The 23,374-nt window shown below is 69.0% G+C and carries 21 protein-coding genes; 11 read left to right on the forward strand and 10 right to left on the reverse strand.

Going from position 1 to position 23,374, the window contains the following annotated elements; translation table 11 throughout:
• Positions 1-139: 139 nt before the first annotated feature.
• The gene (locus ACWD4G_RS41880; RefSeq protein WP_451303299.1) at positions 140-547 is read left to right on the forward strand and encodes a GNAT family N-acetyltransferase; all 408 of its coding nucleotides are present in this window, start codon (positions 140-142) and stop codon (positions 545-547) included.
• 16 nt (positions 548-563) lie between these two features.
• On the opposite strand, the gene ACWD4G_RS41885 is transcribed toward ACWD4G_RS41880, so the two are convergent.
• The 7 genes from ACWD4G_RS41885 to ACWD4G_RS41915 form a co-directional block, all read right to left on the reverse strand.
• Positions 564-2,177 carry a type IV secretory system conjugative DNA transfer family protein gene (locus ACWD4G_RS41885; protein WP_451303301.1) on the reverse strand — a complete coding sequence of 538 codons (1,614 nt, stop codon included), beginning with the start codon at positions 2,175-2,177 and terminating at the stop codon, positions 564-566.
• A gap of 156 nt (positions 2,178-2,333) precedes the next feature.
• Entirely contained in the window at positions 2,334-3,767 is a 1,434-nt protein-coding gene (locus ACWD4G_RS41890) for an ATP-binding protein (protein WP_451303304.1), read from the reverse strand.
• Positions 3,768-3,821: 54 nt separating this feature from the next.
• The gene (locus ACWD4G_RS41895; RefSeq protein WP_451303406.1) at positions 3,822-5,360 is read right to left on the reverse strand and encodes an SCO6880 family protein; all 1,539 of its coding nucleotides are present in this window, start codon (positions 5,358-5,360) and stop codon (positions 3,822-3,824) included.
• Between the two features lie 23 nt (positions 5,361-5,383).
• Positions 5,384-6,745 carry a hypothetical protein gene (locus ACWD4G_RS41900; protein ID WP_451303306.1) on the reverse strand — a complete coding sequence of 454 codons (1,362 nt, stop codon included), beginning with the start codon at positions 6,743-6,745 and terminating at the stop codon, positions 5,384-5,386.
• A complete protein-coding gene (locus ACWD4G_RS41905) occupies positions 6,735-7,598 on the reverse strand; it encodes a hypothetical protein (RefSeq protein ID WP_451303308.1) in 864 nt (287 codons plus the stop codon). The genes ACWD4G_RS41900 and ACWD4G_RS41905 overlap by 11 nt, the downstream gene beginning before the upstream one ends.
• Positions 7,599-7,831: 233 nt before the next feature.
• Complete coding sequence (locus ACWD4G_RS41910) at positions 7,832-8,140, reverse strand: hypothetical protein (RefSeq protein ID WP_451303310.1); 309 nt, start codon at positions 8,138-8,140, stop codon at positions 7,832-7,834.
• Positions 8,141-8,586: 446 nt separating this feature from the next.
• Positions 8,587-10,347: an Imm49 family immunity protein gene (locus ACWD4G_RS41915; protein WP_451303312.1), complete on the reverse strand. Its 1,761-nt coding sequence runs from the start codon at positions 10,345-10,347 to the stop codon at positions 8,587-8,589.
• 245 nt (positions 10,348-10,592) lie between these two features.
• Here ACWD4G_RS41915 and ACWD4G_RS41920 point away from each other — a divergent pair, with 245 nt between their 5' ends.
• The 4 genes from ACWD4G_RS41920 to ACWD4G_RS41935 all read left to right on the forward strand — a co-directional run bounded on the left by ACWD4G_RS41920 (position 10,593) and on the right by ACWD4G_RS41935 (position 12,644).
• Complete coding sequence (locus ACWD4G_RS41920) at positions 10,593-11,006, forward strand: ArsR/SmtB family transcription factor (protein WP_451303314.1); 414 nt, start codon at positions 10,593-10,595, stop codon at positions 11,004-11,006.
• Positions 10,999-11,691: an SRPBCC domain-containing protein gene (locus ACWD4G_RS41925; RefSeq protein WP_451303316.1), complete on the forward strand. Its 693-nt coding sequence runs from the start codon at positions 10,999-11,001 to the stop codon at positions 11,689-11,691. The genes ACWD4G_RS41920 and ACWD4G_RS41925 overlap by 8 nt, the downstream gene beginning before the upstream one ends.
• A 61-nt stretch (positions 11,692-11,752) precedes the next feature.
• Positions 11,753-12,088: a VOC family protein gene (locus ACWD4G_RS41930; RefSeq protein WP_451303318.1), complete on the forward strand. Its 336-nt coding sequence runs from the start codon at positions 11,753-11,755 to the stop codon at positions 12,086-12,088.
• A gap of 37 nt (positions 12,089-12,125) precedes the next feature.
• Positions 12,126-12,644, forward strand: a complete 519-nt coding sequence (locus ACWD4G_RS41935) for a hypothetical protein (protein WP_451303320.1) — start codon at positions 12,126-12,128, stop codon at positions 12,642-12,644.
• 84 nt (positions 12,645-12,728) lie between these two features.
• On the opposite strand, the gene ACWD4G_RS41940 is transcribed toward ACWD4G_RS41935, so the two are convergent.
• A complete protein-coding gene (locus tag ACWD4G_RS41940) occupies positions 12,729-13,016 on the reverse strand; it encodes a DUF397 domain-containing protein (protein ID WP_451303408.1) in 288 nt (95 codons plus the stop codon).
• A 366-nt stretch (positions 13,017-13,382) separates the two neighbouring features.
• Here ACWD4G_RS41940 and ACWD4G_RS41945 point away from each other — a divergent pair, with 366 nt between their 5' ends.
• Both ACWD4G_RS41945 and ACWD4G_RS41950 read left to right on the forward strand, forming a co-directional pair.
• Complete coding sequence (locus ACWD4G_RS41945; RefSeq protein WP_451303322.1) at positions 13,383-14,390, forward strand: C40 family peptidase; 1,008 nt, start codon at positions 13,383-13,385, stop codon at positions 14,388-14,390.
• A gap of 222 nt (positions 14,391-14,612) precedes the next feature.
• Complete coding sequence (locus ACWD4G_RS41950) at positions 14,613-15,365, forward strand: phosphatase PAP2 family protein (protein ID WP_451303324.1); 753 nt, start codon at positions 14,613-14,615, stop codon at positions 15,363-15,365.
• A 291-nt stretch (positions 15,366-15,656) separates the two neighbouring features.
• Here the strand turns inward: ACWD4G_RS41950 and ACWD4G_RS41955 are convergent, their stop codons facing one another.
• Positions 15,657-17,222, reverse strand: a complete 1,566-nt coding sequence (locus ACWD4G_RS41955; RefSeq protein ID WP_451303326.1) for an FAD-binding oxidoreductase — start codon at positions 17,220-17,222, stop codon at positions 15,657-15,659.
• A 624-nt stretch (positions 17,223-17,846) separates the two neighbouring features.
• On the opposite strand from ACWD4G_RS41955, the gene pstS reads away from it, so the two are divergent.
• From pstS to pstB, 4 genes are all read left to right on the forward strand, one after another.
• Positions 17,847-18,977: a phosphate ABC transporter substrate-binding protein PstS gene (gene pstS / locus ACWD4G_RS41960; RefSeq protein ID WP_451303328.1), complete on the forward strand. Its 1,131-nt coding sequence runs from the start codon at positions 17,847-17,849 to the stop codon at positions 18,975-18,977.
• A gap of 138 nt (positions 18,978-19,115) precedes the next feature.
• Entirely contained in the window at positions 19,116-20,126 is a 1,011-nt protein-coding gene (gene pstC, locus ACWD4G_RS41965; RefSeq protein WP_451303330.1) for a phosphate ABC transporter permease subunit PstC, read from the forward strand.
• A complete protein-coding gene (gene pstA, locus ACWD4G_RS41970; RefSeq protein ID WP_451303332.1) occupies positions 20,123-21,172 on the forward strand; it encodes a phosphate ABC transporter permease PstA in 1,050 nt (349 codons plus the stop codon). Before pstC ends, pstA begins: the two co-directional genes overlap by 4 nt.
• Positions 21,173-21,261: 89 nt before the next feature.
• The gene (gene pstB, locus ACWD4G_RS41975) at positions 21,262-22,038 is read left to right on the forward strand and encodes a phosphate ABC transporter ATP-binding protein PstB (protein ID WP_451303334.1); all 777 of its coding nucleotides are present in this window, start codon (positions 21,262-21,264) and stop codon (positions 22,036-22,038) included.
• 334 nt (positions 22,039-22,372) lie between these two features.
• Here pstB and ACWD4G_RS41980 read toward each other — a convergent pair whose 3' ends face one another.
• Positions 22,373-23,371, reverse strand: a complete 999-nt coding sequence (locus tag ACWD4G_RS41980; RefSeq protein ID WP_451303336.1) for an anion permease — start codon at positions 23,369-23,371, stop codon at positions 22,373-22,375.
• Between the last annotated feature and the right edge of the window lie 3 nt (positions 23,372-23,374).

Genomic DNA, 23,374 nt, shown 5'->3' on the forward strand with positions numbered 1-23,374 from the left:
TACTGCAGGGGGGACCCTGTGGGAGAGTAGGACGCCGCCGAACAAATATTGAGAAAGGCCCACACCATATGGTGTGGGCCTTTCTGCGTTTTGGATACCGTGGTTTGCATGGATTACAAAGTTCGCCCCATACGGGCCGATGAGTGGCCTGCGGCCAAAGAGAGCCGCGAGGGCTCGGCAGTTCATTGCCGGGGGCGTGGACGGGGGCTGGGGTGGGACTGTGACCGTGCTTCTGGAGGAAGCCGGCGCTGTTGATTGGGCCGGGGCTTCGGTGGAGCGGCGGCAGGGGCATCTGGTTGCGGTGTTTGTGCGGCCCGAATTGCGGGGGCGAGGGCTTGCGGAGGCGCTGATCGAGGCCGCTGTGGAGTGGGCCTGGAGGCGAGGCGCTGAGCGGGTTCGGCTCATGGTGCATGAGGGCAATCCCAGGGCTCAGGGGTTCTATCGCAAGGTGGGGTTCGTGCCGAGTGGGGTGACCGTGCCGTTGAGTGGTCCCGAAGGGGAACTCGAAAGGGAACTTGAGTTGGAGTTCGTTCTTGAGCGGTCGTAGGTCGTGGCTCGGCGTTCTACGTCGGCAGTTGTTCGTGGGGCCAGCGGGCTCGGGCCTGTTCTTGGGAGCGGAGTAGAGCCAGGGTGGGGAGGCCCTGGGCGTGGCCTGTGGTGAGGAGGGACGGGAGCTGGGGGAGGGGGGCCACGGCTGCCACGTCGTCCAGGATCAGGGTGAGTGGTGGGTCGAGGCGGCCGGAGGATGACCGTTCGGCCACGCGCCGGCCACGCTCGACCACGCTTGAGGCGAGGGCCGTCAGCAGAGGCATGGCGGATGGGTTCGGCTTCGGGTCCTCGATGGGGGTGCCGATCACATAGAGCGTTCCCCCCTCGTGGAGGAAGGAATCCAGGGAGAGGGAGTCCGCTCGGTTCGGGGTGCAGGATTCGCGGATGTTGACCGTGGAGAGCGCCGAGAGGGCTCGGCCCGTCAACTGCTGGGCCATGTCCCGGCGTTCCGGGTGCGACGTCAGGGCCGACTCCAGTTCGCCGGCGGCTCCGGGCGCGGCCTTCGGGTTGGTGCGGAGGATGCGTACCGCGTCCTGGATGCCCGTGCCCTGGGCCCAGCGGTGGAGGTGGCGGATCGTGCGGCCGTCCGTCGCCGCCGCGTGCAGATAGCTCCGTAGGAGGGTCTCCGCTGTTTCCGCCACCGCCTGGTCGATCTTCGCTGTGGGGCGGATGGGGGCCAGGAGGGCGGTGGCCCGGGTTGCCGCCGTGGCTTTGTCCTCGCAGCCGGTCGTGGGGGACCAGTGGAGGCGGGCCGGGGTGTCGCACAGGTGAGTGGGGTCGTAGAGGAGGACCGGGCCCAGTTTCGCTCGGGCGTCCTTCGTGTCCGACCAGAGCGTGGGGTCGGATGTGACCACCAGGGCCGGGCCCTCGGCGTCGAGTAGGGCCTGGGTGGCGGCCGGACGGCGGGTTTGCGCCGGCCCGAGGACGACCGGGGGGAGTGAGGAGAGCGGGGTGAGTGGGGAGGGGGTGGCGGTTGACGGCGGGGAAGCCGGCGGTGGGAGAGGTGTGGCGGGGGCTGGGGGAGCCACTGGGGCTGGGGGCACCATGGGGGGTGGGGCGCTCACCAGTTCCGCCAGTTCCGTTGGTGAGGGCTCGAACGGCGCTGGAGCCGGGGGCGGGGTGCTGTTCCGGGGCTCCGGGAGGGACTTGGCCGGGAGGGTGGGGGCAGGGGACCCGGTCGGCGGGGTTGTGGCGGTCGTGGTGGGGGCTGGGGGCTCGGAGGTGGGCTGGGAGTGCTTCTGGGCTCGTACGGCCTTTTCTCGTGCCCTTACGGCCTTCCAGCGGGCCAGGGTGCCCATGGCGAAGACCGCCAGGACGATGAGGATCATCAACTGGCCGATGAACAGGCCCCAGAAGAGGCCGTAGCCGGAGAGTTGGGCGGCGGGGGTGTCCGGCCAGGCGGCGGGGATGTCCTGGGGGGAGCCGAGGAGGCGGCGTACGGCGATGGGGGTGCGGCCGAAGGTGACGCCCTCGGGCCAGGCGCCGTGGGCGAAGAGGCCGGCGAGGCCGGTGGCCGTCCAGACCAGCAGGGTGCCGCCGAGCAGGAGGCTGAGGACGCTGAGCAGGAGGCCGTCGGGGATGTCGCCGCCTCCGCCGCCGCGCTGGGAGTTCCGGTCCTCTGGACTCATCTCGTGCCGCCGTTCACGCCAGTGCCGATTCCTCTGCCGCGTGTCACGGCTGCGCCGGTTCCGCTGCCGTGGTTCACGCCGTTCCCTCGTTTACCCGGGCCGTTCCCTTACCCGGGCCGTTCCCTCGTTTATCCGGCCGGTCGTCCGTGTGTCCGCTCAGGCCACCGTGGATTCGGAGGAGCCGTAGCCGTCCATGTCGCTGAGTTGGTGTTCGACGAAGGCCGCCGCCCGTTCCTCGGCCTCCAGGTCGGCGGCGCGCAGGACGTCGTCGTCGAGGAGGTGGTCGTTGGAGGCCTCGGTCATGGCGCGGTCGGTGAAGACGAGGGGGCGTTCGGTCTCGGTGACCAGGTGTTTGACAACCTGGACATTGCCGTTGACGTCCCAGACCGCGATACCGGGGGTGAGGGTGGGGATGATCTCCACCGCCCAGCGGGGCAGGCCCAGGACGCGGCCGGTGGCTCGGGCCTCGTCCGCTTTCTGGGCGTAGATCGTCCTGGTCGAGGCCATCTTGAGGATCGCTGCCGCTTCCTTGGCCGCGGCTCCGTCGATGACGTCGGAGAGGTGGTGGACGACCGCCACGAAGGAGAGGCCGAGGCGGCGGCCGAACTTCAGCAGGCGCTGGAACAGCTGGGCGACGAACGGGCTGTTGATGATGTGCCAGGCCTCCTCGACCAGGAAGATGCGCTTCTTCCGGTCGGGGCGAATCCAGGTGTGCTCCAGCCAGACGCCGACGATCGCCATGAGGATGGGCATGGCGATGGAGTTGCGGTCGATGTGGGAGAGGTCGAAGACGATCAGGGGGGCGTCGAGGTCGATGCCCACGGTCGTGGGGCCGTCGAACATGCCTCGGAGGTCGCCGTCGACCAGGCGGTCGAGGACGAGGGCGACGTCCAGGCCCCAGGCGCGTACGTCGTCTATGGCGACGTTCATCGCCTCCGCGGACTCCGGCTCGGGGTGGCGGAGTTGTTCGACGATGTCGGTGAGGACGGGCTGGCGGTCGGTGATCGACGCGTTGACGTAGGCGTGGGCGACCTTGAGGGCGAAGCCGGAGCGTTCGTCCAGGCCGTGGCCCATCGCGACCTCGATGATCGTCCTCAACAGGGCCAGCTGGCCCGTCGTGGTGATCGAGGGGTCGAGGGGGTTGAGGCGGATGCCCATGTCCAGGGCGGCCGTCGGGTCCAGGCGGATGGGAGTTATCCCCAGCTCCTGCGCGATGAGGTTCCATTCGCCGACGCCGTCCTCGCCCTGGGCGTCGAGGACGACGACCTGGCGGTCGCGGAAGCGGAGCTGGCGCAGGACGTAGGTCTTCTCCAGGGCCGACTTGCCGTTGCCGGACTCGCCGAGGACGAGCCAGTGGGGGGCGGGGAGCTGCTGGCCGTAGAGCTGGAAGGGGTCGTAGATATAGCCCTTGCCGGAGTAGACCTCGCGGCCGATGATCACGCCGGAGTCGCCGAGGCCGGGGGCGGCGGTGGGGAGGTAGACCGCCTGGGCCTGGCCCGTGGAGGTGCGTACGGGCAGGCGGGTGGTCTCGACCTTGCCGAAGAGGAAGGACGTGAAGGCGTCGGTGAGGGCGGACAGGGGGTCCCGCATCAGCGCCTCACCTCCGGTTGCGGTTCGATCGGGTGGTCCCGCATCGCTGCTGCCCTACCTTCGGATTCCGGTGGCGAACGGGAGTGTGTTGACGAAGGCCCGGTGGTGTTCGCGGTCGCACCACTCCAGCTTCAGATACGACTTGCCGGCCGAGGCCCTTATCGTCCGCTTGTCGCGGTTGAGGGCTTCGGGGGTGCGGGAGGAGACGGTGATGTAGCCGACGAGGTTGACGCCGGCGGCGCCGCTCGCGAGGTCCTCGCCGCGCTGGTCGAGGCGGGAGTGGGAGGCGACGTCGCGGGGGTCGACGGTGCGGTTCATCTTGGCGGCGCGGGAGGCCTCCGCCTCGTCGTTGGTCTTCTCGGTGAGCATGCGTTCGATGGCGACCTCGGTGGGTTCGAGGTCCATCGTGACGGCTACCGTGCGGATGACGTCCGGGGTGTGGACGAGCAGGGGGGCCAGGAAGTTGACGCCGACCGGGGTCATCGGCCATTCCTTCACCCAGGCCGTGGCGTGGCACCAGGGCTCGCGGGTGGAGGACTCGCGGGTCTTGGCCTGGAGGAAGTCCGGCTCCATCGCGTCCAGTTCGGCGGGCCAGGCGTTGCGCCTGGTCATGGCCTGGATGTGGTCGATGGGGTGGTCCGGGTCGTACATGGAGTGGATGAGCGAGGCGAGGCGGCTCTGGCCGAGGGGCTGCCGTACGCGGATGTCGGCCTCCTGGAGGCGCGAGCAGATGTCGGTCAGCTCACGGGCCATGACGACGGCGAGGCCGGCGTCCTTGTCGAGCTTGCGGCCCTGGGGGCGGGCGGCGCGGGCCATGGCGTGGCCCTCGGCGGCCAGTTCGCGGGTGTAGTGCATACAGGCGACGAGGTAGGCGCGGTGCTGCTCGCTGCTCGTGGACACCATGGACTGGAGTTGGTCGTACGACTGCTGCAGCCAGGGCGCCGCCTTGTCGTCGCCGCGCTGGGCGACGTCCTTGGCGTGGGCGTCCGGGTCGGCGGGGAGCGTGCGGGCGAGCATCTGGAGGCGGGTGACGAAGCCGTCGCCGTTGGCCACGTGCTTGAGGAGGGTGCCGAAGCGGTCGACGAGGGCTTCCTGGTCCTCGGAGTCGCGCAGGCCGACGCCGGGGCCCTCGATCTCGATGGCGGCGGTGACGGTGCGGCGGTCGGCGTGCAGGAGTACGGCGATCTCGTCGGGGCCGAAGGGGGCGGCCAGCCAGGTGATGCGGCCGATGCCGGGGGGTGGTCCGACCTCGACCTCGCGGCCGTCGAGGCTGGTGCCGGCCTCCATGGCGCCGGAGCGGTAGGTGGTGCCCCGGCGGAGCGCGCGCTTGTAACTGCGGTTGATTTCGAACCACTTGTAGAACGTGCGCCGCTTGTACGGCACGTACACGGCGGCCAGCGCCAGCATGGGGAAGCCGGTGAGCAGGGCGATGCGCGGTACGAGGACCGGGACGAGGAGGCCGCACATCATGCCGAGGAACGCGCCCGCGATGATCAATGCGATCTCGCCGGACTCGCGGTTCCGGCCGATGATCGCGTTCGGCCGGGCGCGGCCGATCAGATAGGTACGGCGGGGCGTGACCGGATGGGACATATGGGCCGTGTGGGAATCAGCCGTCAACGCCCTTCACCTCCCGTGCGATTGCTGTTGCGGGTGTTACTGGCGTGGGGGGTGTTGGCCGGGCTCGTACGGGGTGGGGGTGCGGCGGAGGGGACAGTTCCGCCGCCACCGCCGTTTCCGCTGCGGGAGCTGTGGGCGGCTACGCCGCCGGAGGCCGGGTTGGAGGGGCGGGCGCCGCCTCCGCCTCCGCCTCCGCCGCTGTTGTTGTCGGCGCGGGTGCTGTGGGTCTTGATGCCCTGGGCGACGAGGGTGGCGGGGGAGCTGATGACGGCCGCGGCCTTGTTCTCGGCGCCGCGCATGAGGCGGTTGTTGCGGGAGCCGGCGATCTCGTCACCGAAGCCGGGGACGAAGCGGTAGATCATCGCCGAGGCGAAGATGGCGAGCAGGATGATGGCGAGGCCGGAGACGACGGCGGAGAAGGCGTCCGGGCCGTCGTCGGCGGAGAGGGCGCCCGCCAGACCGAGGACGATCACGATCACCGGCTTGATGAGGATGACCGCGATCATGATGCCCGCCCAGCGGCGGACGTGGCCCCAGAGGTTCTTGTCGACGAGTCCGGCGTAGACGACGGTGCCGAGGAGGGCGCCGACGTAGAGGAGGGCGGCCCTGATGACCAGCTCCAGCCAGAGGACGCCGGCGGCGAGGATGGAGACGAGGGAGACGACGATCAGCATGATCGGGCCGCCGCCGATGTCCTCGCCCTTCTTCAGGGCTTCGGAGAAGTTGCCGAAGAAGGCGTCGGTCTGGTCGCCGGTGGCTTTGGCGAGGACGTCGCTGACGCCGTCGGTGGCCGAGACGACGGTGTAGAGGATCAGGGGGGTGAAGGCGGAGGCGAGGACGGTGAGCCAGAGGAAGCCGATGGCTTCGGAGATGGCGGTGGTGAGGGGGACGCCGCGGACGGCTCGCTTCGCGACCGCGAGGAGCCACAGGACGAGGGTGAGGATCGTCGAGGCCGCGAAGACCACCGCGTACTGCTGGAGGAACTTGGGGTTGGTGAAGTCGACGTTCGCCGTCTCCTTCACGGCCGCCGAGAGCTTGTCGACGGTCCAGGAGGCGGCGTCGGCGCAGCCTTGGGCGAGGGAGGAGAGGGGGTCGAGGGTGCTGGTGAGGTCGTTGGGGCTGGTGCTGCCGCCCGAGCCGCCGGTGCTGCCAGCGGTGTCGCCCTGGCAGACGCTGAGGGCCTCGCCGGAGAGCAGTGAGCAGGAGCTGTCGTCGGCCGTGGGGGACGGTGACGGGGATGACGGTGTGGCCGACGGGGTGGGTTCGGCGGCGGCTCGGGTCGCCAGGATGACGAGGCCGAGCTGGGCGGCGGTCACCACCCCGGCGAGCTTGAGTACGCGACGCGGGCTACCGGGCATATGTGAACCCTCCGTACTCCTCCACGGCCTTCGAGATCTCTTCGGATGTCGAGATCGTGTTGTCTCCGTTGACAGGCGCGGGGCCCGCTTTCCGGGTGAAGCTGTCGACCTTCCAGTCGCCGTCGGTCCAGCGCAGTTGGAGGGTCATGGTGAACCAGTCGCCGGCGACCGGGTTGGTGGTGTCCTCCGACGCCATGCCGAACACTCCGGTGCACCAGACCTCGACCGTCGCGGAGGTGTCCGAGTAGGCGGTGACCTTGGTGCCGACCGGCATCGTGCGGGAGACGTAGGTGCCGCCCTCGGGTGCCTGGCCGTTCTCGTCCAGACCGAGTTTGCTCAGGAAGGCCGTGCTGTAGGTCCGGTTGAGGGTTTCCTCCAGGTCGGCGGCCTTGTCGGCGACGATGACCTGTTGGACGATCTCGCTGCGGCGGACGGGGTTGAGCATGTCCGATGAGACCAGGACGACGGCGTAGTTGGCCGCGGCCGATTCGACGCCCTGGCGGTCGTGGGCGAAGCCGGACGGGATGCCGTTGGTCTTGCTGTCGACGGGCTGCTTCCCGGAGGCCGCCGTGGGGGCCGTGTCCGCCGTGCCGCCCCCGGTCCCCCCGGCGTCGCTCGTGTCGTCGCCCCGGTTCGCGAAAGCGATGGCGGCGATGAGGAGGACGATGACGCCCACGACGGTGACGAGGCTTCTGGGGGAGGAGCGGGGGCGGCGGGGAGTGGGGCCGTAGGGGTCGGTTTCGCGGTCGGGGAGGCGGGTGCGGGTCTGGCCGGTGCCCGCGTAGCCGCCGTACGTTCCGTCGTCACCGGCGCGCGGGGACTCGCCGTACCCGCGCTCGTCGCCGAGACTCATGCCGCGCACGCCCCTTCAACACCATCGACATCGACGCCGTACTCGAACGTGTACGCGTCGGGAAACGCGTAACAGTACGACGGTAGCCGCGCTGGCTCCCGCGCGGGCGCGGTGTGGTGACTCGACATCAGGGAAACGCAACCTCAGCCGGTGGGCACGACGGACGGGTGGGGTAGGGGGGCCGGGCGGACCGGGAGTGCGTGCCCGGCCGGGACGAGGGGCCGGTGTCCGCGCTACACGGCCATGCCGTACACGATGGTGAAGAGCGTGCCCAGTGAACCGATGATGAAGACGCCGGTGAGGCCGGCGATGATGAGGCCCTTGCCCTGTTCGGCGCTGAAGGTGTCGCGTAGGGCGGTGGCGCCGATGCGCTGTTTGGCGGCGCCCCAGATGGCGATGCCGAGGCAGAGGAGGATGGCCACGGCCATCACGACTTCGATCATCACTCGGGCTTCGTTGCCCAGGCTGCCGAAGGGCCCCCAGTCCGGGGCGATTCCGCCGATGATGGTGTTGATGTCGCCCTTGTCGGCCGCTACGAACATGTAAGTCACCGCCCCTAATGGGTAGTTCCGCTTGCTGTGCAGTGTGTCAGTGTCTTCGGGGCTTCGCGGTCTTCGCGCTGTGTCCGTCCGCACTGCGACCTCTGGCGCTGGGTGCGCAGAGATCAGGCCCATTCTCGCCGACAATGACGCTGTCGTATGTCGACTTGGCGTCATTGATTGGCGGGTTTCGTACGTATCCCTTGCCCCCGGGCCGCGCGAGACCCTATCGGGGGAGGCGGAACAATGCACGATGGGTCGTATCGTCACTCTATGTATCACGGCGGGTCATGCCGGGCAACGAGGTGAAACCGGAACCTGTGGTGTGGTTCCGTCGTTATTGGTCTTTCGCGCTGCCTGCGTCCCGGCTGCATCCTCTGCCTGGTTCCGCTTTTGACGGGGCGTCGGGTGGAGTGGGGGTGTTCTCCGCCTTTCGAGTGTGCCTGATGTCAGAAGGGTTTGGCCGAGGCGAGGAGGCGGGGCGGTAGGTACGGGGTGGTCACGGGGGTCGTCCAGCCTCGGCGGTGGGCGTGGCAGGTCAGGGCGAGGATGTCGAGGTTGAGGGGGGCGTCCGAGGCGTCGGTCCGGTCGGGCGTGGCGTAGTGGTCGCGGTGGGATTCGAGGGCGTCGAGGACGGCCAGGGTGAAACTTTCCGCGTCGCCTTCGACCAGTTGGGAGAAGAGGACCGTCGGAGGTGGGAAGAAGCCCCAGTTCTTGGCTTGTTCGTGCGCCTTGAGGGCGTTGTCCGTCAGGGGCTTGGGGTCTTCCTTCGCCTGGAGGTAGGTGAGGAGCGCCTGCCGGTACGGGGCGAAGGCCGAGTCGTCGTCGCTCAGGCGGGCGGGGCCGGCCAGGACGAGCGGGGCGAGGTGTTCGCGGACGCCGGTGATCAGGGCGAGGTTCACAGCGGTCTGCCAGGCGGCGGGGCCGGCCCGGTCGCCGTGGTACGCGGGGAAGGCGAGGGGGCGGCCGGCGAGGGTCACCTCGACGTCCGTACCGGGCTCGGCGAGGGTCGTACGGAAGAGGGCGGCGCCCATCTCGGCGGCGAGGTGGAGGTCGGTGAGCTGCTGGTCCGTGACGTCGGCGGAGCGTGAGGCGCGGGACTTGAGGAGGATGGTGCGGTAGGTGAGGCTTCGGGCGAGTCGGGGGGCCGAGAGGGGCCGGTCGTCGGCCGGGGTCATGCCCTCGTTCGCGTACTGCTCGAAGTAGGCCTCGCTCTCCGGGTGGAGTTCCTGGGGGTGGGCGGGGCGGTCCAGGAGGACGTTGCCCGCGGCCAGTTCGGCCACCGCGTCGGGGCGGCGGTCGCGGCCGTACGCCTTCACTCTCGGGCCGGCGGTCTGGAAACCGGTCACCAGGGCGTGGGGGAGGTAGTCGGTGTCGATGGGCGGGGGCCAGCCCTCGTGGCGGTGGGCGAGGGCCGCCAGGGCCAGGGGGAGGAGCGGGAGCAGGGTGGCGGGGCGGGTGCCCTGGGCGGGCAGGGTGCTGTAGGGGTACAGCAGTTCGGCCAGGTGGGTGCGGAAGGCGGCCTGGTCGCAGGCCGTGAGGGCGCGTAGGGCTTGGAGCGCGGTGGTGTGGGGGGTGCCTTCCGGCCGGCTGGTCCGGGGGTCGGTCTGCGCGCGGGTGTGGATGCGGGTCAGGGCGGCGTTGAGAGCGGTGAGTTTTTCTTCGCGGGACGGTGGGTGGTTGGCGTCGTCGTCGCCGGTGTCGCCGATGACGTAGGCCATGAAGCCGTTGATCAGTTCGATCGGGGGGTGGCCCGGTTCCGTACGCCGGTGGGGTTCTCGGGCGAAGTGGAAGGCCTCGCCGTGGCGTTCGGTGCGGTCGGTGAGGATGGCCAGGCAGAAGGCGTCCAGCCATCGGTGGGGCGTGAGGGGGGTCGGGTCCGGGTCCTCTTTGTCGCCGGGTTCGTACGTCATGCCGAAGTTGAGGTAGGGGAGGAAGACCTGGAAGCGGTCGTAGCCGTGGTACGCCGTGTACGCCACCGCGCCGGCCGCGGCCTCCGCGGCGTCCTCCAGGACCGCCTTCGCCTCCGGGGTGCGCAGGCCGGGGGTTTCCACGGAGAGGGCCGCGAGGTACTCGACGAGGTTCTCCGCGAGCAGCCACCATTCGTGGGCGGTGATGGGACCGGCCTTCGAGAGGGAGTGGGCGTGGGAGCGGATGCCCTCCGGGGAGAGGGCCGCGGTTGGTGTTACTCGGTGGCGTTGTATGTGCACGTTCCCTGCTCCCCGAAATGTTGATCTTGGGGAGAGCGTAGGGGGTTGGTGGGCGCCTAGGGGGAGGGGTGGTTCGTTTGGTGGGCGGCTGCGGGTTTGTTGTGGCTGGTCGCGCCCACGCGGCGGAGCCGCATATCGATACAGCCCCGCGCCCCTTTCGGGGCGCGGGTGTGGGCCGGGGGCTTGAAAGTAAGCCCAGATATTTGTTGTGGCTTATATAAGTGGGCGGTGATATTTTGGGTGCCATGCACGCGTTCGATGTGCTCGGGGAGCCCGTTCGGCGGCGGATTCTCGAACTGTTGGCCGAGGGGGAGAGGACTGCCGGGGAGGTCTCGGAGGTCATCCGGGCGGAGTTCGGGATATCGCAGCCAGGGGTTTCGCAGCATCTGAAGGTGTTGCGGGAGAACGGGTTCGCGACCGTACGGCCGGAGGGGGCGCGGCGGTTGTATGCCGTGAACTCGGAGCCGCTGCGGGACATCGACGCGTGGCTGGACCGTTTCCGGCGGTTCTGGACGCCTCGGTTGGACGCCTTGGGCACGGAGGTGGCCCGGGGCAAGCGGGAGCGGCGGCTTCGGGAGGCCGAGGACGCCGTCGCCACGGGGAGCGGCGGGAGCGGAAGCCCTGACGAGCAGAGCGAGCAGGAGGAACACCGTGATTGACGTCAGCCACCAGATCAGTTCCGTACGGCGGCGGGTCGGGAGCCGGGAGTTCAAGGCGGGGGAGGCCCGGGTGGTGAGCCTGAGCCGGTCGTACGACACCACCGTCGAGGACCTCTGGGACGCCTGTACGAATCCGGAGCGCATTCCCCGGTGGTTTCTGCCGGTCTCCGGGGAGCTGAAGCTCGGCGGGCGGTATCAGCTGGAGGGGAACGCCGGCGGGGTCGTCGAGCGATGTGATCCGCCGAAGGGGTTCACCGCCACCTGGGAGTACGGGGGTGAGGTCAGCTGGATCGAGGTGCGGGTCGACGCCGAGGGGGACGGACGTGCGCGGTTCGAACTCGACCACATCGCCCATGTCGACGACGAGAAGTGGGCCCAGTACGGGCCCGGCGCGGTCGGGATCGGGTGGGACATGGGGCTCGTGGGGCTGACGCTGCACCTCAGCACCGGTGCCGCCGTCGATCCTCAGGAGGCCATGGCCTGGTTCGGCTCGGAGGAGGGGCTGCGGTTCGTACGGCTGAGCAGCGAGGGCTGGTACGAGGCGGCCGTCGCCGGGGGCGAGGAGCCGGGGGTGGCCCGGGCTCGGGCGGACCGGACGACCGCGGCTTACACCGGGGCCGAGGAAGGGGGCGGTGAGGGCGCCGATCGGAGTGCTGGTGAGGGCGCCGGTGAGAGTGCCGGTTGAGAGTGCCGGGGGTGGCTCCGGGCACCTCGAATGATGGCGGTGGCTCTGCGAAGCTGGGGCGATGTTGCGTATCGGATCGATCGTGTGGAACGTGTCCGACATCGGGCGGGCCTCCGCCTTCTGGAGTGCCGCCCTCGGCCATACGCCCCGGCCCGGTCGGCCTGAGGTCCTGACGCCGGCCGGCGGGGAGGGGCCGCTGCTCTGGCTCGACGAGGACGACCGTACGCATCTCGACCTCTGGACCGACAGCGCCGAGGATCAGCGGGCCGAGGTGGAGCGGTTGCTGGGGCTCGGGGCCGTGCGGGTGGAGTGGGAGTACCCCGATGACGCCGACTTCGTCGTCCTCGCCGATCCCGAGGGCAATGTCTTCTGCGTGATCGACAAAAGCGCCGGATGAGACGCGGGCTCCCGCCGCCGCGGATAGCGTGGTGGGCATGGGTGAGGTCGGGCGGGTGCCGCTGCTGTTTCTCGATGTCGACGGGACGTTGCTGCCGTACGGCGGAGCCGGTGTGCCGGCGGGTTTCGAGGAGTGGCAGGGGTGGCAGCACGCCGGGAATCCGCAGCTCGCCAAGCTGGTGCCGACGCATGGGGAGCGGTTGTTGGGGCTGCCGTGTGAGCTGGTGTGGGCCACCGCGTGGATGCATGACGCCAACGAGGTGATCTCGCCGTTGCTCGGCTTGCCGGAGCTGCCCGTCGCCGCGCTGCCCGCCTGGGCGGAGGACGACCCCGCCGATCTGCTGCACTGGAAGACCCGGGCCCTCGTCGAGATCGCCCTCGGACGGCCCTTCGTCTGGGTCGACGACGAGATCCGGGATCGGGATCGGCTCTTCGTCGAGGCGCGGCATCCGGGGCCCGCCCTTCTCCACCGGGTCGATTCCGTCGTCGGGCTCACGGAGGGGGACTTCGCCGCGAACGAGGGGTGGTTGCGAGGGGTTGTCTCCGAGGGGCTGTGAACTGGCGAGGGGCGGTCGGTTCTCCGCCGGCTTCCGGGTCGGTTCTCGTCCGGCTCGCGGGTCAGTTCTCGTCCGGCTCGCGGATCAGTTCTCGTCCGGCTCGCGGGTTGGTTCGAAGCCTTCGACGCCCTCTACGAAGTGGTCGAACTCGCCTGCCTGTACGCCCAGTACGAAGGCGTCCCACTTGCGGCGGTTCGTCGTGACGACGTTGTCCGGGTCGCTCGTCTCGCGGATGTAGACGGGGGCTTCCGGGTCGTCCTCTCCGTCGCCCTCACCGAACGCCAGCTCGATCCAGGGGCCGGGGCCGGTCGCGCCCTCGGGGGCGGCACGAATCCAGTCGAGGTCGTTGGGGATTTCGGGGGCCTCGGGCATGGCAGGGGTGTCGGTGGTGGTGCCGGGGACGTCGGTGGTGCCGGGGCTGCCGGGACTGCCGGGGGTTTCGGACACGGGGGCTTCTCCTTGGTGAGTCGTGCGGGTCGGGGCTCGGCAACGGCGTTGTCCGGGCGGGCACTTGGCGCAGAGCTTGCGGTCAACTCCTTTCGGTGACCGGCGACTTCCGTGGTCACCGTATCCCCCTCCTGGAACCACACCCTTCGGCCTCCCCGGGGCCCCGGTCGCCCAAAGGGGCGGACGGGGCCGGGTCGGCCATGGGCGGACTGTGGGGGCGTCGAGTGATCATTCCGTTGAGGGGGTGTCCGCTCTACACTGGCGGATGGACTGGCGGGCGGTGAGGGGCGGTTGACGGTGCGTAAGGCGTGGATCGTGGTGATCGCCGCTGTCGGTGCCGGGCTCAGCTTCGTCATGCTGCTCGTGGTGGGCGTCTACATGGTCGCCGGGAACCTCGCAGGCGGGGTCGGCGGGAAGAGCGTCGGGTTGGCCAAGGGGGCCGTTCCCGCCGCCTATCAGGCGCTGGTGCAGAAATGGGGCAATCTGTGTGATGCCATCAATCCCGCGCTGCTCGCCGCCCAGCTTTATCAGGAGAGCGGGTTCAATCCCCGGGCGCAGAGTCCGGCCGCCGCGCAGGGCATCGCTCAGTTCATTCCGGGGACCTGGGCCACACACGGTCTCGACGGTGACGGGGACGGGGATCGCGATGTCTGGGACCCGAATGACGCGATTCCGTCGGCCGCCTCGTACGACTGCTCGCTCGCGTCCTATGTGAAGGACGTGCCGGGTGATCCGACGGCGAACATGCTCGCTTCCTACAACGCGGGCGCCTACGCCGTCATCAAGTACGGGGGCGTCCCGCCGTACAAGGAGACCCAGAACTACGTCAAGACGATCAAGACCCTCTCCGAGAGCTTCGCGGCGCCGGTGACCCGGGTCGACCCGAGCGAGCAGGCCGCCGGGGCCATCGCCTTCGCGCAGAAGAAGCTCGGGACGCTGTACCTGTGGGGTGGCAACGGCACCCCTGAACAGGGCGGTCGCTTCGACTGCTCCGGGTTGACCAAGGCCGCGTACGAGAGTGTGGGGATCACGCTGCCTCGGGTGGCGAACGATCAGTACAACGCCGGGCCGCATCCTTCGAGGGACGAGTTGCTGCCCGGGGATCTGGTGTTCTTCTCCGACGACCTCACCAACTCCCGGGCCATTCGGCACGTCGGGATTTATGTCGGGGGTGGCTACATGATTGACGCTCCCCGGACCGGTGCGGTCATCCGATTTGATCCCATTGATACCCCCGACTACTTTGGGGCCACCCGGGTCACCGAAGATGGCGCGAAAGCATTGCCCACGACGGTCTGACGGGGCCGTAATTCTCCGTGAACCCCTGCCCTGAGCTGCGGAGACGTGTCTCTCTTCGATAACGTCTGAGTGATCATTCAGTGGAGGGTGGAACGCATTGAAGAGGAGTATGCGTTCCTGTTTGACGTAGTGCGTTGACGCCTACGTACACCACGGGGGTGGCAAAGCGCGGCGCACGTACGGGTGCGGTCGCGGGAACGATGACGAAAGGGCCGCAGCACGATGGTCGGATTCGCCGCGCCGTATGCCGTACTTGCCGCATCAGGGTCCAACCCCGAACTCGCCGAGTCCGGGTCCAACCCCGATGTCGAGCTGCTCTACGACATCAATGGTCTGGCCAAGGACGCGCCGGCGTGGTTCGACCGGGTCATGGAGTTCGTGGGTGAGTACGGGCTTCTGGGCGTGATGGTGCTGTTGATTCTCGGGTGCTGGTGGGGAGTGCGTCGGCGGGGGGCCGAGGATGCCGCCTCTTCTGTCGCCGCGTTGGTGTGGGCGCCGCTCGCCGCCGGGGTCGCCGTGCTCGTCAATGTGCCCATACGTGGGTTCGTCGAGCGGCCTCGGCCCTTTCTCGATCATGACGGGCTGGAGGTGCTGGTCGAGGGGAAGACCGACTACTCGTTCGTGAGCGATCACGCGACGCTGGTCATGGCCATGGCTGTGGGGTTGTTCGTCGCCAATCGGAAGTTCGGGATGGTCGGGCTTGTGGTGGCGGTGCTCGGGGGGGTCATCCGGGTGTACATGGGGGTGCACTATCCGACGGATGTCGTGGGTGGGTTCGCGCTGGGGACGGCTGTGGCGTTGTTGCTGTCGCCGCCTGCCATGGCCTTGTTGACGCCGGTGATGAAGGCGGTTGAGCGGTCGCCTCGGGTGGGGTGGGTTGTGCGGGCTCGGGGGGCCGGGGGGCGGGGGGCCGTTGTGCCGGGGGCTCGGGTGGGGAAGGCTTCGGCGGGGTCCGAGCGGGATTTGGCTGCTTAGGGTTTCCGCCCCCGCCGCCCCTACCCGTCCCATCACCAGGGGCTGCGCCCCTTCGACCCCCTCGGGGCTGCGCCCCGGGACCCCCGGCAGACTTTCGGGTGCGGCTGGGTGGGGGTTGGTCGCGCCCGCGCGGCGGAGCCGCATATTGATGCAGCCCCGCGCCCCTTTCGGGGGCTGCGCCCCGGACCCCCTGATTTCGTCTGCCGCGGCGTCTGGGCTGGTCGCGCAGTTCCCCGCGCCCCTTTCAGGGGGCTGCGCCCCCTGAAACCCCTGCCGGATGGTCCCCCGCGCTCAGAGGGCCTGTGGGTATGTGAAGAAGCGGGTGGGGTCGTATTTTTTCTTCACCGTTGTCAGGCGGGGCGCTGCTTCGCCGTAGTACGCCTTTTTCCAGTTTTTCAGGGTTGGGTCCGTGTAGTTCTGGTAGGCGGCGCCTGAGGCGTGGCGGGTCATGGAGTTGTGGGCCGTGGTCAGCCAGGACTGGGCCGTTTTGCCTGGGGTGCCGCGTTTCCAGGACGTCAGGTACTGGGCCAGCATGCGGGAGCGGCGGTGGACGAAGGCCGTGGCTGTGGGGGCTACGCGGTTCACCTGGCCGCCGAGGGCTGTGAGTTGGATGCTGCCCGCTCCGCCTCGTACGCCGGTGATCTGGGTGAGGAGGGTCTGGATGCCCGCCGCGGAGATCGAGCGGTCGAAGAAGTCCGAGCGGGCCGCGTAGGTCTCGCGGCCCAGGGCGCCCTTGGGGTTGCGGTTCGGGGTGGTGCCGGGGAGGTGGCACTTCGCGTCGTCCGTGAAGGAGGAGCAGCCCGCGTACGCCTCCATCGCGGACTCGTAGGAGTGGCGTTTGAGGGATGTGCTGCGGGGCTGGGTGCCCACGCGGTCTGCCAGGCGGTCCAGGGCGTTCTGGAGTTCGCCGTAGGTGCCGAGGGAGAAGGCGGCGACCGAGACGGTCGGGCTGCCGCCGTTCTCCAGGTGGCAGGAGGACCAGATCTCGTCGGGCTGGGACGGGCCCCACTCCTGCCAGGCCTTCACCACGGCCGCCGCCTTCGACCAGGGCCAGGTGAGGTACGCCGTGACGCCCTGCGGGGCCGGGTGGGTCCTGAAGCGGAGTTCGGTGACGACGCCGAAGTTGCCGTTGCCCGCGCCGCGCAGGGCCCAGAAGAGGTCCTTGTTGGTGGTGGCGTTGGCGGTGAGTTGTTTTCCGTCCGCCGTGATGAGGGTTGCTTGCGTGAGGCTGTCGCAGGTCAGGCCGTAGGCGCGGGAGGTGACGCCGTGGCCGCCGCCCAGGGTGAGGCCCGAGACGCCTACGGATGGGCAGGAGCCCGCCGGGATCGTCACGCCCTTTGCCGCCAGGGCCCGGTAGACGTCGATCAGTTTCGCGCCGGCGCCTACCACCGCCTCGTTCGCGGAGGCGCGGATCTTGCTCAGCTTCGCCACGTCGATGATCAGGCGGTCGTTGCCGGAGGACCAGCCCGCGTAGGAGTGGCCGCCGTTGCGGATCGAGACCCTGACGCCGTGGGCCTTGGCGTAGGCGAGGGTCGTACGGATGTCGTTGGCGTGGGCGACGTAGGCGACGGCGGTGGGCTTCAGGGTGTCGTAGCGGGTGTTGTAGAGCTGGTGGGCCGTGGGCCAGGACTTGTCGCCGGGGCGGATGAGGGGGCCGTCGAGGTCGCGGGCCAGGGCGGACCAGCTGGCGGGGGTGGGCTTCTTGGTGGCGGTGGTGGATGTGGTGGTCGTTCCGCTGCGCAGGGAGGTGTCCGTGGCGGGAATGCCGGCGTCGGGGGTGCCGGTGTTCGAGCAGGCCGTGGTGGTCAGGGTGGCCAGTGCGGTTGCGCCGGCTCCTATGAATGTGCGCCGTTCCATGTGCGCCTCCGGTGCGCGGCGAGTTGTGCTGGGGTGCGAATGCGGTGGGAAGCATTGGATACGTGGAACGAGACGGGGTTGGCGAGGGGTGGGTTCCATGGTGGGGAGGGATTTCGCCCCCGCCGCCCCTACCCGTCCCGTCCTCCAGGGGCTGTGCCCCTTCGACCCCCTCGGCCCCGGGGGCTGTGGCCCTTCGGCCCTCTGTGGGTGCGCCCAATGGCTCGGGGGTGGGGGTGTTCGGCGGGTGCGGGTTGTGTGGGGTTGCTCGCGCAGTTCCCCGCGCCCCTTACGGGGCGCCCCCGAGCCCTCGTCCGCGCCCCTTACGGGGTGCCCCGCCGGGCCGGTGTCGGGACCTTCGCGTGGCCTCGCCGTAAGCGTTCCGTGACCTAACCACACTGTTGGCAGGGGTTCACTCGCCGTTCACCGACGTCGTTGGGTGGCTTCACCTGATCTGCTTAATTTCGGCCTTACCCGGTGCGGGGTACGGCCCGAAATGAGTCGATATGCCCCGTGACGACAGCAGCCGCAGGATGAAAGGTACGTGTACCGAAAAGTCCTAAGGCTGACTACGACGACTTCGCACGCCGCCACGTGGACGGCGGCTCCTGGAAGGAACTCCCGAAAGTGAAGCTTCAGCGCAAGAACCGGCTGCGCGCCCTTTCTCTCGGTGCTGTCGCCGTCACCGGCGCCCTGACCCTGACGGCGTGCGGTTCCGACGACACCTCCACCGGCAGCACCGGCGGCACCGGAGCCTCGGCGTCCGCGAGCGACATCGACTGCGGCGACGCCAAGGGCCAGCTGCTGGCCGACGGCTCCTCCGCGCAGAAGAACGCGATCGACGCCTGGGTGAAGCAGTACCAGAGCGTCTGCCGTGACGTCGTCATCAACTACAAGGGCGGCGGCTCCGGCGCGGGCATCACCGCGTTCACGCAGGGCCAGGTCGCCTTCGCCGGCTCCGACTCCCCGCTGAAGCCCGAAGAGGTCACCGCCTCCAAGGAGGTCTGCACCGACGGCCAGGGCATCGACCTGCCGATGGTCGGCGGCCCGATCGCGGTCGGCTACAACGTCCCGGGTGTCGACAACCTCGTCCTGGACGCCAAGACCCTCGCCCTGATCTTCGACAGCAAGATCACCAACTGGAACGACAAGGCCATCGCGGCGCTCAACCCCGACGCCGAGCTGCCCGACCTCAAGATCCAGGCCTTCCACCGCTCCGACGAGTCCGGCACCACGGACAACTTCACCAAGTACCTGATCGCCGCCGCGCCCGACAACTGGAAGTACGAGGGTGGCAAGGCCTGGCAGGCCGAGGGCGGCCAGTCCGCGCAGGGCTCCTCCGGTGTCGCCGCGGGCGTGAAGGAGACCAAGGGCGCGATCTCCTACATGGAGCTCTCCTACGCCAAGGACGGCATCAGCACGGTCAGCGTCAAGACCGACGCCGCCGAGCCGGTCGCCGCCACCGTCGAGAACGCCACCAAGGCCATCGCCGAGGCCGAGGTCGTCGGCACCGGCAAGGACCTCTCCCTGAAGCTGAACTACACGCCGAAGGCCGAGGGCGCCTACCCGATCACCCTGGTCACCTACGAGATCGTCTGTGACAAGGGCAACAAGGCGGACACCCTGCCCGCCACCAAGTCCTTCCTCACCTACATCGCGTCCGAGGACGGCCAGGCGCTGCTCTCCGAGGCCGGCTACGCGCCGATGCCCGAGGAGATCATCACCAAGGTCCGTTCCACCATCTCGGAACTGAGCTGACCTGAGTGCGGCCCGGCCCTGACAAGGGTCGGGCCGCATCGTCCGGTGCACCGCCGCCAGGAGCCCCACCCCTGACCGGGGCGGCTCCGCCCCGAGTCGCCGCCCGTACAGCGACGGCTCCGCAGACCGGAGAACCTGATGGACATATCCACGACCAAGAACACCAAAGACACCGCTCCCCCCACCCCACAGCCTTCCGGCGCCGAACAGAAGGCCGCGCGCGGCGCGACCCGCCCCGGCGACCGGGTCTTCCTCGGCCTCAGCCGCGGGTCCGGCATCTTCCTGCTGGTGCTGATGGCGGCCATCGCCGTCTTCCTCACCTGGCGGGCCGTGCTCGCGATCAGCAAGGACGAGGGCAACTTCCTCACCACCTTCGAGTGGAACCCCACCGGCGTCCCGCCGGTCTTCGGCATCGCCGTACTGGCCTTCGGCACCATCGTGTCGTCGGTCATCGCCATGGCCATCGCCGTGCCGATCGCCGTCGGCATCGCCCTGTTCATCACGCACTACGCCCCGCGCAAGCTGGGCGGCACCATCGCGTACGTGATCGACCTGCTCGCCGCCGTGCCGTCCATCGTCTACGGCCTGTGGGGCATCCTGGTCCTCGTACCGCATCTCAACGGCCTCTACGGCTGGCTGAACGACTACCTCGGCTGGACCGGCATCTTCGAATGGCAGGGCGGCGCCCCCCGTTCGATGTTCACCGTCGGCATCCTGCTCGCGATCATGATCCTGCCGATCATCACCAACGTGAGCCGTGAGGTCTTCCGCCAGGTCCCGCGGATGCACGAGGAGGCCGCCCTGGCCCTCGGCGCCACCCGCTGGGAGGTCATCCGCATGGCCGTCCTGCCCTTCGGGCGCTCCGGTGTCATCTCCGCCTCGATGCTCGGCCTCGGCCGCGCGCTCGGCGAGACGATGGCCGTGGCCATGGTGCTCTCCCCGAGCTTCGACATCACCGCCAGTCTGCTGGACCCGGGCGGCGGCACGTTCGCCCAGAACATCGCCAGCAAGTTCAACGAGGCGAGTGAGATGGGCCGGGACGCCCTCATCGCCTCCGGTCTGGTCCTGTTCGTCATCACCCTGCTGGTCAACGGCGCGGCCCGCATGATCATCGCCCGCCGCAAGGAGTTCTCGGGGGCCAACGCATGAGCAACGCAACCCTCTCCGGCCCCAGCACCCTGAAGGCCGCGACCCTGCCCAAGTGGTTCCCCTGGGCGGTCGCCGCCGGGTCCGTCGCCCTGGGCCTCGGCATCAGCGCCGCGGCCGGCCTCGACAGCTCCATCCAGTGGGCCCTGATCGCCGGCCTCCTCTTCGTCCTCGGCTCGAACGGCATCGCCGCCAAGGTCGAGGGCCGCCGCCAGGCCAAGGACCGGGTCGCCACCAGCCTCGTCTGGGTCGCCTTCCTGCTGGCCGTCGTACCGCTGGCGTCCCTCGTCTACGAGACGATCAAGCGCGGTGTGAAGGTCCTCGACGGCTACTTCCTCAGCCACTCGATGGGCCTGGTCGCCACCTCCGAGCCCGGCGGCGGTATCTACCACGCCATCCTCGGCACCCTGGAGCAGGTCGGCATCGCCACCGTGATCGCCGCGCCCATCGGTGTGCTGACCGCCATCTACCTGGTCGAGTACGGTCGCGGCCGGCTCGCCCAGGCCATCACCTTCTTCGTCGACGTCATGACGGGTATCCCGTCGATCGTCGCGGGTCTGTTCATCCTCTCCCTCTGGATCATCACCCTCGGCATGGGCTACTCCGGCTTCGCCGGTGCGATGGCCCTGACGATCCTGATGCTGCCGGTCGTCGTCCGCTCCACCGAGGAGATGCTCAAGCTCGTCCCGAACGAGCTGCGCGAGGCCTCGCTGGCCCTGGGCGTGCCGAAGTGGCGCACCATCCTCAAGGTCGTCCTGCCGACCGCCATCGGCGGTATCACCACGGGTGTGATGCTGGCGGTCGCCCGTATCGCCGGTGAGACCGCTCCGGTTCTGATGCTGGTCTGGGGTTCCAACTTCATCAACGCGAACCCCTTCTCCGACCCGCAGGCGTCCCTGCCGATGTACATCTATCTGCAGTTCCAGCAGAGCGGTGGATCGGGCGCGGCGTACGACCGGGCCTGGGCGGCGTCGCTGACACTGATCGCCTTCATCATGATCCTGAACCTGGCGGCCCGCGGTATCGCCCGCTGGAAGGCCCCGAAGTGACCCTCTCTGCGGCGCTTGTGCCGCGCGGCCGGCCGCTGACGCGGCCATACAGCGACCAGACTCCCCCGCGAAAGAAGCAGTGATTCACCATGGCCAAGCGAATTGACGTCAGCGGCCTCCACGCCTACTACAGCTCGTTCCTCGCCGTCGAGGACATCTCGATGACCATCGAGCCCCGTACCGTGACGGCCTTCATCGGCCCCTCCGGCTGCGGCAAGTCCACGTTCCTGCGCACCCTCAACCGTATGCACGAGGTCACGCCGGGCGGCCGGGTCGAGGGCAAGGTCATGCTCGACAACGAGAACCTGTACGGCGCGGGCATCGACCCCGTCGCCGTGCGGCGCGAGGTCGGCATGGTCTTCCAGCGGCCGAACCCGTTCCCCACGATGTCCGTCTACGACAACGTGGCCGCCGGGCTGAAGCTGCTCGGCACCAAGAAGAAGTCCGAGCTGGACGACGTCGTCGAGAAGTCCCTCAAGGGCGCGAACCTCTGGAACGAGGTCAAGGACCGGCTCAACAAGCCGGGTTCGGGGCTGTCGGGTGGTCAGCAGCAGCGGCTGTGCATCGCCCGGGCGATCGCCGTCGAGCCGAAGGTCCTGCTCATGGACGAGCCCTGCTCGGCCCTGGACCCGATCTCGACGCTCGCCATCGAGGACCTCATCGGTGAGCTGAAGGAACAGTTCACGATCGTCATCGTGACGCACAACATGCAGCAGGCCGCGCGTGTGTCGGACCGTACGGCGTTCTTCAACCTCGCGGCGGTGGGGCAGCCGGGCAAGCTGATCGAGATCGACGACACCGAGCGGATCTTCTCGAACCCGTCGGTTCAGGCGACCGAGGACTACATCTCCGGGCGCTTCGGCTGAGCCGCCGGTTACGGACTCCTCGCGGTGTTGCATGGCGGTGCCGCCGCGAGGTTGGAAAAGGGCCCGCCCCCTGGCTCCCGGGGGGCGGGCCCGTCTTGTTGCTTTGGGCGGTGGGCGTTCGTAGGGGTGGGGGTGGCTTGGGCGGGTGGGTGAGTGCTGCGCCGTCGTGGCTGGTCGCGCCCACGCGGCGGAGCCGCATATTGATACTGCCCGCGCCCCTTAAAAGCACGGGGTGCCCCCAGGTCTTTAAGGGGCGCGGGGAACCGCGCGAGCAACCACACACAACCCGCACTCGCCGAACAAACGGGTCCGACCGAGTTCGACGGCGCGTCGTTTAAAGGAACGCCAAGTTGACGATCCAAAAGCTCATCGCAGCCACCACCGCCGCCGCCGGCATCGTGATGAACCAGCCCAGCACGATGTTCTTGGCAACCCCCCAGCGAACCGCGTTCACCCGCTTGGTCGCGCCCACGCCCATGATCGCCGAGGTGATGATGTGGGTCGTGGAGATGGGGGCCTTGAAGATGAAGGCCGTGGTGAACATGATCGACGCGCCGGTGGTCTCGGCGGCGAAGCCCTGGGGCGGGTCCAGTTCGATGATCTTGCGGCCCAGGGTGCGCATGATGCGCCAGCCGCCGGCGTACGTGCCGAGCGAGAGCATCACCGCGCAGATGATTTTGACCCAGAGGGGGATGGGGTCGCCGTAGTCCTCGACGTCGGCGATGACCAGGGCCATCACCACGATGCCCATCGTCTTCTGGGCGTCCTGGAGGCCGTGGCCGAGGGCCATACCGGCAGCGGAGACGGTCTGGGCTATGCGGAAGCCGTGCTTGGCCTTGTGCGGGTTGGCCCGGCGGAAGATCCACAGGATCGCGGTCATGACCAGATAGCCGACGATCAGACCGACGATCGGGGAGACGAACATCGGGATGATGATCTTCTCCAGGACGCCGGACCAGTAGACCGTCGTCCCGCCCGCCAGCGCCGCGCCCACCATGCCGCCGAACAGCGCGTGGGAGGAGGACGACGGCAGACCGTAGTACCAGGTGATCAGGTTCCAGGTGATGGCGCCGACCAGCGCCGCGAAGAGGATGCCCATCCCCTTCGAGCCCTCCGGCGTCTGGATCAGCCCCTCGCTGACCGTCTTGGCGACGCCGGAGCCCAGGAACGCACCTGCCAGGTTCATGACCGCTGCCATCGCCAGCGCGGCCTTCGGCGTGAGCGCACGGGTCGAGACCGATGTGGCGATCGCGTTCGCCGAGTCGTGGAAGCCGTTGGTGTAGGTGAAGAAGAGCGCGACCCCGATGGTCACGACCAGAGCGAAGGTGTCCATGAA

The organism is Streptomyces sp. NPDC002643, assembly GCF_053592555.1.